General features: G+C 64.2%; 8 protein-coding genes. 3 read left to right on the forward strand and 5 right to left on the reverse strand.

What is annotated here, in order from left to right:
- Positions 1 to 377: 377 nt before the first annotated feature.
- Positions 378 to 1,289 carry a LysR family transcriptional regulator gene (locus tag Q0L94_RS10710; protein WP_296753172.1) on the reverse strand — a complete coding sequence of 304 codons (912 nt, stop codon included), beginning with the start codon at positions 1,287 to 1,289 and terminating at the stop codon, positions 378 to 380.
- A gap of 110 nt (positions 1,290 to 1,399) precedes the next feature.
- Here Q0L94_RS10710 and metE point away from each other — a divergent pair, with 110 nt between their 5' ends.
- Positions 1,400 to 3,781 carry a 5-methyltetrahydropteroyltriglutamate--homocysteine S-methyltransferase gene (gene metE, locus Q0L94_RS10715; protein ID WP_296753174.1) on the forward strand — a complete coding sequence of 794 codons (2,382 nt, stop codon included), beginning with the start codon at positions 1,400 to 1,402 and terminating at the stop codon, positions 3,779 to 3,781.
- Between the two features lie 15 nt (positions 3,782 to 3,796).
- Here the strand turns inward: metE and Q0L94_RS10720 are convergent, their stop codons facing one another.
- Positions 3,797 to 5,017 carry an MBL fold metallo-hydrolase gene (locus tag Q0L94_RS10720; protein WP_296753175.1) on the reverse strand — a complete coding sequence of 407 codons (1,221 nt, stop codon included), beginning with the start codon at positions 5,015 to 5,017 and terminating at the stop codon, positions 3,797 to 3,799.
- Positions 5,018 to 5,164: 147 nt separating this feature from the next.
- Positions 5,165 to 5,767 carry a transcriptional repressor LexA gene (gene lexA / locus Q0L94_RS10725; protein WP_296753177.1) on the reverse strand — a complete coding sequence of 201 codons (603 nt, stop codon included), beginning with the start codon at positions 5,765 to 5,767 and terminating at the stop codon, positions 5,165 to 5,167.
- A gap of 138 nt (positions 5,768 to 5,905) precedes the next feature.
- Here lexA and Q0L94_RS10730 point away from each other — a divergent pair, with 138 nt between their 5' ends.
- Both Q0L94_RS10730 and Q0L94_RS10735 read left to right on the forward strand, forming a co-directional pair.
- Positions 5,906 to 6,160 (forward strand): hypothetical protein, encoded by a 255-nt coding sequence (locus Q0L94_RS10730; RefSeq protein ID WP_296753179.1) that lies wholly within the window; start codon positions 5,906 to 5,908, stop codon positions 6,158 to 6,160.
- A 205-nt stretch (positions 6,161 to 6,365) separates the two neighbouring features.
- Positions 6,366 to 8,198, forward strand: a complete 1,833-nt coding sequence (locus Q0L94_RS10735; protein WP_296753180.1) for a hypothetical protein — start codon at positions 6,366 to 6,368, stop codon at positions 8,196 to 8,198.
- Here Q0L94_RS10735 and Q0L94_RS10740 read toward each other — a convergent pair.
- Entirely contained in the window at positions 8,195 to 8,932 is a 738-nt protein-coding gene (locus tag Q0L94_RS10740; protein WP_296753181.1) for a hypothetical protein, read from the reverse strand. The genes Q0L94_RS10735 and Q0L94_RS10740 overlap by 4 nt on opposite strands.
- A gap of 39 nt (positions 8,933 to 8,971) precedes the next feature.
- On the reverse strand, positions 8,972 to 9,352 hold the full coding sequence (locus Q0L94_RS10745) for a hypothetical protein (protein WP_296753182.1): 381 nt from the start codon (positions 9,350 to 9,352) through the stop codon (positions 8,972 to 8,974).
- Between the last annotated feature and the right edge of the window lie 173 nt (positions 9,353 to 9,525).

Below are 9,525 nucleotides of genomic sequence, written 5' to 3' on the forward strand. Positions count from 1 at the left end.
GTGCAACCCATTGCACTAAGTCCGGGTATTACAGTAGACCCGGACTCTGACCGGCGACCCTCGACCGGGGACGAAAAACCCAGGTCAGCCGACGACCCCGAGAAGGGGCGATTCTGGCGACGAAGGCATGCGGGTTTCCGAGGCGGCACGGATTGCCCCTTGGCCTCGGCTACTGCGCATAATGTATATTATGTTAAATAGCGTAAAGGCAGCTGGATGTCGCTCCCACGAGACTCGAGTCATCCCGCCTGAAATCCCGGTAACGGAATCCGCTCCGCCCCTTCCGGCTGGGGGCTGGGTGACAACTCATGGTCGGCACGACCAACCCCGGCGCCAAGAACGAAAAGGCCGAGGGGCTGCGGCTGGCCGCGTGGGGTTCATCTCGTTCTCTCTTCCTTATCGCGCTGGCCGCGCGCGAGCTCCACGAACGCGCGGAGGTAGTCGATCTCTGCGTCCGCATCGCGGAAACCCAGGTAGATCTGCTTGGCCACGCCTTGGCGGCCGAGCTTGACCGGGGCGACATCGAACCTGTCGGCCTGCTCCTCCACCAGCCAGCGCGGAAGCGCGGCCACGCCGCGCCCACTGGCGACCATCTGCAACATGATGTCGGTGGTCTCGATGGCCTTGTGACGCCGGGGGCTGACGCCGGCCGGCGTGAGGAAGCGGGTATAGATGTCGAGCCGGTCGGTTTCCACGGGATAGGTGATCAGTGTCTCGTCGGAGAGCTGGCTGGGCTGAACGTAGGCGGCCTGACGCAGGGGGTGCCCCGGGCCGACGACCAGCACCTGCTCGTAGTCGAACACCGGCTCGAAGGTGAGGCCGGGCTTGTAGAGCGGGTCGGGCGTCACCAGCAGCTCGATCTCGTATGCGAACAGCGCGCCGATGCCGCCAAACTGAAATTTCTGCTTCACGTCCACGTCTACGGCCCGCCATGCGGACAAATAGGGCGACACGATTTTCAGCAGCCACTGGTAGCACGGGTGACATTCCATGCCGATCCGCAGGGTGCCGCGCTCGCCCCGGGCGAACTGGTCAAGACGCTCCTCGGCATGCTGGAGTTGCGGCAGCAGCCGGTCGGCCATGGACAGCAGATAGATGCCGGCCTGGGTGGGACGCAGGCTGCGGCCCTCGCGATGCCAGATGGTTAGCCCAAGCTGGTCTTCCAGCTTGCGAACCGTGTGGCTCAGGGCGGACTGGGTCAGATGGAGCGTTTCTGCGGCGGCCGTAAGGGAGCCGTGCCGAGCCACGGCATGGACGATTTCGAGATGGATGCGTTCCAGAACGGCCATGCGCGATTATTACATGAGAAAAATTCATCTATGAATGAATTAATACCATTTTTATTCATTGATCGATGCGCCTAGGATGCCGCCACGTTACATTGATCGAGGCATCCATCATGGCTTTCACCCACAATCTCGGCTTTCCCCGCATTGGCGCCAAGCGCGAATTGAAATTCGCCCTCGAGGCCTACTGGAAGGATCAGTCTTCCCGCGACGCGCTAAAGACGCTAGGCACTGAACTGCGGCGCCGCCATTGGCAGGACCAGTCAGCCTTGGACCTGGCACCGGTCGGTGACTTCGCGTTCTATGACCAGGTGCTGGACATGAGCTTCACCCTGGGCAACCTGCCCGAACGGGTTCAGGGTTTCCACGGCGATGCGCTGGACAACGCTTTCCGCGTGGCGCGTGGCCGCTCGGCCCACTCCGCCGAGACGCAATGCTGCAGTGGTGCGTGCGGTGGCGTGGCCGCCGGCGAGATGACCAAGTGGTTTGACACCAATTACCACTACATCGTCCCCGAATTTACCGCCGCCACCCGGTTCAAGCTGGACGCCTCGCGTCTGCTGGAGCAACTGGCCGAGGCCAAAGCCCAAGGAGTCAAGGCCAAGCCGGTGATCATCGGCCCCGTTACCTACCTCGCCCTCGGGAAGGCAAAGGACGGTTCCGACAAGCTGTCCCTGTTGGAGCGCCTGCTGCCGCTCTACACCGAACTGCTCGAGGCGCTGGCCGACGCGGGGGCGGAGTGGGTGCAGATCGACGAACCGATCCTCGTCACCGAACTGGGTGCTGGCTGGCAACATGCCTTCAATATCGCATACCACACGCTCAAGGCGAGCCGGGCCAAGTTGCTGCTGACCGCCTACTTCGGGCAGTTGCTTGAAAACCTGCACCTCGCTGCCAATCTGCCCGTGGCCGGCCTGCACGTCGACGCGATCAGCGGTCGCGACGACATCCAGCCGCTCTTGGGCCTGTTGCCCGCGCACAAGGTACTTTCGCTGGGCGTCATCAACGGCCGCAATATCTGGAAGACCGACCTCAACGCGGTGCTCGATTGGCTGGAGCCCATCGCCGAGCGCCTGGGCAACCGCCTGTGGATCGCGCCATCCTGCTCGCTGCTGCATGTGCCGGTGGACCTCGACAGCGAACAGAATCTGGACGGCGAGATCAAGTCCTGGCTGGCCTTCGCGAAGCAGAAGCTTGAAGAACTGCGCGTGCTTGCTGCCGCCCTGAACCACGGCCGCGACGCCACCAAGGCGGAACTGAATGCCAACCGCGCCGCCTGTGATGCCCGCCGCAACTCGCCACGCGTCAACGACCCGGCGGTCAAGGCCGCCCTGGCCGGGATCACGCCCCAGTTCGGCCAGCGCCAGAGCCCTTACGCCGTCCGTGCCGCCAAGCAGGCGGCCCAACTCAAGCTGCCCAAGTTTCCCACCACCACCATCGGCTCCTTCCCCCAAACAGCCGAAATCCGTCAGGCACGCAGCCGGTTCAAGGCAGGCGAGATCGGCGAGGCAGCCTACCAGGCCGCCATGCGGGCCGAGATCGCCCATAGCGTTCGCGAACAGGAAGCGCTTGGCTTGGACGTATTGGTGCATGGCGAGGCCGAACGCAACGACATGGTCGAATATTTCGGCGAGCAGCTCGACGGCTACGCCTTCAGCCAATTCGGCTGGGTGCAATCCTACGGCTCACGCTGCGTCAAGCCGCCCATCCTGTTCGGTGACATCTGCCGGCCGAAGGCCATGACCGTGGAGTGGATCAAGTACGGCCAGTCCATGACGAACAAGCCGATGAAGGGCATGCTGACCGGCCCGGTCACCCTCCTCAACTGGTCCTTCGCACGCGACGACCAGCCACGCTCGGTGTCCTGCAAGCAGCTCGCCTTGGCCATCCGCCAGGAGGTGCTGGACCTGGAGAAGGCCGGCGCGCGCGTGATCCAGATCGACGAGGCCGCCCTGCGCGAAGGCCTGCCGCTGCGCAAGTCCCAGGGGAAAACCTACCTCGACTGGGCCGTGGAGTCCTTCCGCATCGCTGCCAACGGCGTGGCGGACGAGACCCAGATCCACACCCACATGTGTTACTCGGAATTCAACGACATCATCGAGGCGATCGCCGCGATGGACGCCGACGTCATCACGATCGAGACCGCGCGCTCCGACATGGAGCTGCTGGGTGCCTTCGACCGCTTCAAGTACCCGAACGAGCTCGGCCCGGGCGTCTATGACATCCATTCGCCCAACATCCCGACCGAGCAGCACATGGTCGACCTGATCAAGAAGGCCGCCGAGCGCATCCCCGCCGAGCGCCTGTGGATCAACCCCTTGGTGGTGAAGGTCACAAGCAAGCGCCTCTCCTGTAGTTCGCCGGCCACGCATCCCGCGCTGCCTCGGATTCGAAAAAGAGCGGCATGTGGGCGGGCCCCGGGACGGCCGCACGCGCGTGCGAGGCCGCTTCCCAAATATGATCCCGTTTATCAGGAGTATCACGCATCACCTTGATTTTCCGCGTCGATATCAATCCGCACGCGCTCGCTCGGCACCCTTGCCGACGGCGCAGATGTTCTTCCCCAGTTCCAGTTCCTGCGCCATGCGCGCGTCCGGACTGACGAGCCCGGCGTTGGCCCGCTTGATCTCGACATAGGCCTCGGGAAACACGGGCAGGTTCGCCAGGATGTAGTCGCAGAAAGCTTTTTCGCCCTCGGCCAGCTTGAGCAGGCCCGGATTGCGCTGTTTGAGTTCGCCCAGGGTGGCGCGGAAGATGCCGTTTGCATCGCCTGCCGCGATATCGCTGAAATGGGCCGGCAGCACCACCGTCTCGTCCGGCAGTTCTGCCATCCGCTTCAGCGATTCGTAAAGCAGCGGGGTCCATGCCTCGGCTTTGCCGCCCAGATCCGGGCGAGCGACGGATTCCAGGAACAGGCTGTCGCCGCTCAGCAGATAACGCCCCTCGATGAGAAAGGCGACCATCCCCAGAGTGTGGCCGGGAAAATGCAATGCCCTCACCTCGGCCAAGCCGATGTGTAGCGTCTGCCCCGCCTCCAGCGGGCGGTATGCCACGCGGGCGGGCAGCATGTCTACGGGATGGATCGCGTCGTAGGGATGCAGATGGTAGGGAATATGGTCGCCTTGCCCCAGCGCCGGGCCGCCGCTCAGATGGTCGGCGTGGAGATGCGTATCCAGCACCCGTTCGATCCGCGCACCCAGCGCGGCGGCCAGTTCGCGATAAAACCCGATGTGGCGGGCGGGGTCGAATACCGCGGCGCGATGTCCGCTCACCAGAACGTGGCTCAGGCAGCCGCGCGCAGGACGCACCACCTGGTAAAGCGAAAAGCGCTCGTTCTCCTCGACCGGGCGCCAGGCGTAAAAATCGCCCCACGCCGCCATGCCGCCTTCCAGGTTCGCCGCCTCGAAGCCCAGGCGGCGCAGCCCTTCCGCGACGTAACCGGAGGTATTGCCCTCGGCGCAGACGGCAAGAATGGGGCGATCGACGGGCAGCTGCGCCATGAGTTGCGCCTTCACCCCGCGCATCACGGCTTCGGCGACATCCTCCCCACCCTCCAGGTCGAGGAGCTCGAAATACGGGATATTGAGCGTGGGGACGGAATGCGGGCCCTCGACCCGCCAGCGCTCGAACTCGTCGCGGTTGCGCACGTCAAGGATGAACATCGGCGCGTTGCGCGACAGCTGTTCCCATATCTGCTGCGGACTCGCGACAGCGGTGATTTTCCTCGACATGAGGCGCCTCCTGGCGGAACCCCGTGCACCGGGGTATCGCGCGGTCGAGGCTCCGCAGAATGCGGTGTCGATCGAGCGATTCTGTCTTTGAAATATAGCCGATGCCCGGCTGGTGTAATCGAAGCCCGTAACGACCGCCTGTCGCGCTTACAGGATATTGCCACTGCGGATCACCCCGACCGCGATGCCTTCGATGACCAGTTCCTGGCGCCTGAGGTCGATCACGATAGGCTCGAAGTCGGGGTTTTCCGGCAACAGCCGCACGGTGTGGCCGTGCTGCTGGAAGCGCTTCACTGTGACCTCGTCGCTGATCCGCGCCACCACCACCTGCCCGGCCTTCGCCTCGGCGCTGCGATGCACCGCGAGCAGGTCGCCGTCCAGTATGCCGGCGTCCTTCATGCTCATGCCGCTCACCTTGAGCAGATAGTCCGCGCGCGGCGAGAACAGGGCGGCGTCGAGCTGGTAGTGGCGCTCGATGTTCTCCTGCGCCAGGATCGGGCTGCCCGCCGCCACCCGGCCGACGAGCGGCAGACCGCCACCGCCCGGCAGCCGGATGCCGCGCGACGCTCCCGGCAACAGTTCCAGCACGCCCTTTTTCGCCAGCACCTTGAGATGCGCCTCGGCCGCGTTCGGCGAACTGAAGCCGAAGTGCCGCGCAATCTCGGCGCGTGTCGGCGGCAGGCCGGTGGTCTCGATGCACTCCCGGATGAGGTTGAAAATTTCTTCCTGGCGGCGGGTCAGGTCACGCATGGGGCTTCCTCCAAATGCTGTATGCATGTACAGTTGTGTTTGCATACAGTATAAATACCGGATCCGGAAAACGCCATACGCGATAGCTGCCTGCCGCCTGGCAGGCAGCTGCAACCGCACGCACGCAGGAGAAGCCTCATGATGAAACTCGGAAAGATCAGCCCCCTCGCCTTCAGCCGCATGCGGCAACGCGGGATTTCCATCGACGCCCTCAACGATCTGCTCGCCCGCGGGCAGGTCGAAAAGCAGTTCGACGGCGCCCAAGTGGTGTACCTGGACAGCCCAGCCCCCGCCCCGGCCTGGGCTGGCCGCCCGAAACCCAGGCTGTATGCGGTGGTGGATGCGGCGGGCGAAGTGCTGACGGTGGAAAGGCGGGTGCGGTTACGCGCATGAGCAGATCGCTGGAATAAGCAGGTGCCGGCTATGGGCAGGGCGAACCCGCCGCCGCCTCAGCGCCCTGTCCATCCGGATTTGATGCGCAGGCGGGTACTATTACGCCTCTGCCTCGCAGCGAGCCTGCGCACCCGCCCCAGTGCCGATGAACCGACCGCACATTGAACGCCGCCCCCGCTTTCCGGAGCCCCCGGATGCTCACCCCTTGCCCGCACCCGCCAGCCCGTGCCTGCAGGATTGCATCGCACGCTACGCCGCCGCGATTCCCGGCTTGGCCGAACTCGGCAAGCGACTGGCCACCACCCACGACGCCGGCGCGCTGATCGACCTCCACGAACAGTGCGCCCTCTTGCTGGAACAGGCCATGTGGTCCGCCGAGGCCGACTTCCCCCCGCTGCTGGCGAGCTACCAGGCACTGTTCCGCGAGCAGGAGGCGCTGATCCGGCAGCGCGGCAAGGACGACCGCCACCACTTCATCCTCGGCATCCCGGTGGCGGATCGCCCGTCGCACCTGCGCGCCTGCCTCGAAAGCATCTACCAGGTCTGCATGCTGTTCGACTACGGCGGCCACGCATCCGGCAGGTGGGACAGGATCCAGGTCGTCGTCAGCGAGGACAGCCGCGACGAAGCCAACGTCCGCCGGCATATCGAGCTGGTCGAGGAATACCGGCGTAAAGGCCTGCAGGTGGTCCACTTCGGCCTTGCCGAGCAGTACGAACTGCTGCACGCCCTGCCGCCGCATACGCGCGAACGGCTGGGCAACCTGCTCACCACCCAGCCCAGGGAAAAATTCTCTCTCAAGGGTCAGGCCGCCAACCGCAACCTCAGCTACCTGAAGTTTCTGCAGCTGACCGAAAACAGGCACAACACGCTGTATTACCTGGTCGACAGCGACCAGTCGCTGTGCGTGAACCGGCAGACCGCGTCCGGCGAAGAGGTCGTGGCCGCGCTGAATTACTTCCACGCCATCGACAGGATCTTCCGCACCACCGATACCCTGATGCTCACTGGCAAGCTGGTCGGCGATCCGCCCGTCTCGCCGGCGGTGATGGCGGCCAACTTTCTCGACGACGTGAGCGCCTTCTTCACCCGCCTGGCCGCGCTGCGCGCCGATCAGGCCTGCCAGTTTCACGCGCCGCCCAGGCAGCCGGCGGGCGATGCCGCCTATCACGACATGGCCCGCCTCTTCGGCTTCGACAACCAGCCGGCGGCTTTTCCCTATTCATGCCGGCTCGCCGGCGAACACGACCATCGCGCGTGCCTGGCGGATTTTGCCCGGCGGCTCAATGCCTTCTTCTTCGGCGAGCATCTCACCCGCAAGACCGGGTTTGCCTACGGCAGCGGCTTCGCCCAGCTCGCTCCGGCGCGCACGGTTTACCCCGGCAACTACATCGTCAACTACGCCGGCCTGAAATACGTCATCCCCTTCGGCCACCTGCGCCTGCGCATGTCCGGCCCCACCGCGGGGCGGCTGATCGCGGCCGAAATCAGGGAACGCTTCGCCTCCTTCAACATGCCCAACCTGCACCGGCGCACCACCGAGGCGGGTTGCGGAGACGACTTCCGCCCCGGCGTGGAGGTGGACGAGGCCAGCGTGGATTTGTCCAACGAGTTCGAGCGCCAGTTCTTCGGCGACCTGATGCTGTTTTCCACCGAAGCCCTGGTCAAGCGGGCGGACGTGACACGGCCCTTTGCGCAAGACACGATCGAGGCCGTCGTCGCCGAGAAAGAGGCCGAACTGCTGGCGCTGTACCAGCAAAAGCACGACGCCATCGTCGACAAGAACCGGCAACTGAACGCGCTCGTGTTCGATGCCGGCCATTGGTGGCTGCATGCCCGCGAGCATTCGCCCGATCTCGCCCATGCGCTGCGGCAGGTGCGCGCCTTCATCGACAACATCGACCGCAACTTTGGCGAGCACGCCTCCGCCTGGGGACAGATCCAGTCCGCCGAGCATCGCGCGCAACGCAAGCGGCAGATCGTCAAGGCCTTGATGAATTACCGCGCCGAGCGAGATGCCTGGGACAGCCTGTTCTAAAGCGTCGCCGAATCCGCCGCCCGCGCGATGATCCGCGCCCGGCATTCCCGGTAGGCCGTCTGCGCCAGGCTCAGCGCCTCCTCGGGAATCACGACATGCGAATAATCCGTTCGGGTCTGGTCGATACTCCCGCTCCGCACCCGCACCGACGTATCCCCCCGGCGCGGCTTACCCGTCTGGCTGAACACTTCGTACCGCTCGCTCAAGGGCGAATCCAGCGCCAGCCAGCCCGTCAGCCGGGGCAACAGTTGCTCCGGCGCGCGTTGCAGCAGCTCCGCATCGAAGTAGCTGTAGGGCCAGTCGGTCGTGCGGCAAAACTCGGCCAGCGCCCGCACCCGCTCGACGTAGTAGTTCGCCGCCGCCACCGGCGAGGCATACAAGTCCGGGTCCGGCTTCTGCCGAAACAGATGCACGATGCTCCTGATCGTGTGCGCCGGCTCCGCCAGCGCCAGCAGAATCTTGATGTCCGCCAGCCCCAGCCGCTCCGGCTTCAGCGCATAGTCGTTGTGCAGCAGTTTGTCGAAAAGGTAGCGGCTCCCCGGCTTCAGCACCTCGTCGTGCCGGAACGCCGCCAGCTGCCGGTCCAGCGCAGCAGGCTCTTCGTAGCCGAGGTGCATTTCGTAATAGCCGTTGATCTGCGGGTGCGAGCCGAGAATATGCCCCGCCAGACTGGTGTAGGCGCGCATGTGGCTCAGCAGGAAGATGCGGGCGTAGGGATCAGTCGAAGCGCTCATTGGTTCAATTCGCTGTGGCCGTTCGTCAGGTTCCTCATTTCAAAAATCAGGAACAGCCAAGAGCCTCCGCTGATTTGCCATTCGCAAATGGCGAAGCCGTCTTCGAGTTTGGATTCCAGGCGTGGGCGAAGCGGCGGTGATCAGGGCGTCGAGGCTGCTCAGGCACGAAGCGAAGACATCCGGGGTGACGATCTCATCCAACAGACGGGCGAACTCGGCTTCGGTCAGTTTGACCCGGTTGAGGGCTTCGAATCTTTCCCGGAAGTTCTTTTCCAGTGCGGCGCGGTCGCGGATGTCGTCGCGGTATTCATACTTGAGGCCTTGGAGTTTGCCGATGAAGCCGTATTCGATAGTGTCCTCCCGGACGGCGAAACTCGGGGGTTTAGAGGGCCGGCTGTAGGTGTCTTCTGAATTAGGCATGACTAGTGTCGTGACTCAGAAATAAGGGGACGTAATGAAACGGATGGATTTTTTCGCAGGGCAAGGCGCGAGGAGAGCGTGGTTGTTGCCGATTTATCGGCTTTACAACCACGGCCTACCCCTTGCGGGTGGGCGACATAGCCGGCTCTATGGCAACGACGAGCAACGCCGCC

Source organism: Thiobacillus sp., assembly GCF_024708915.1.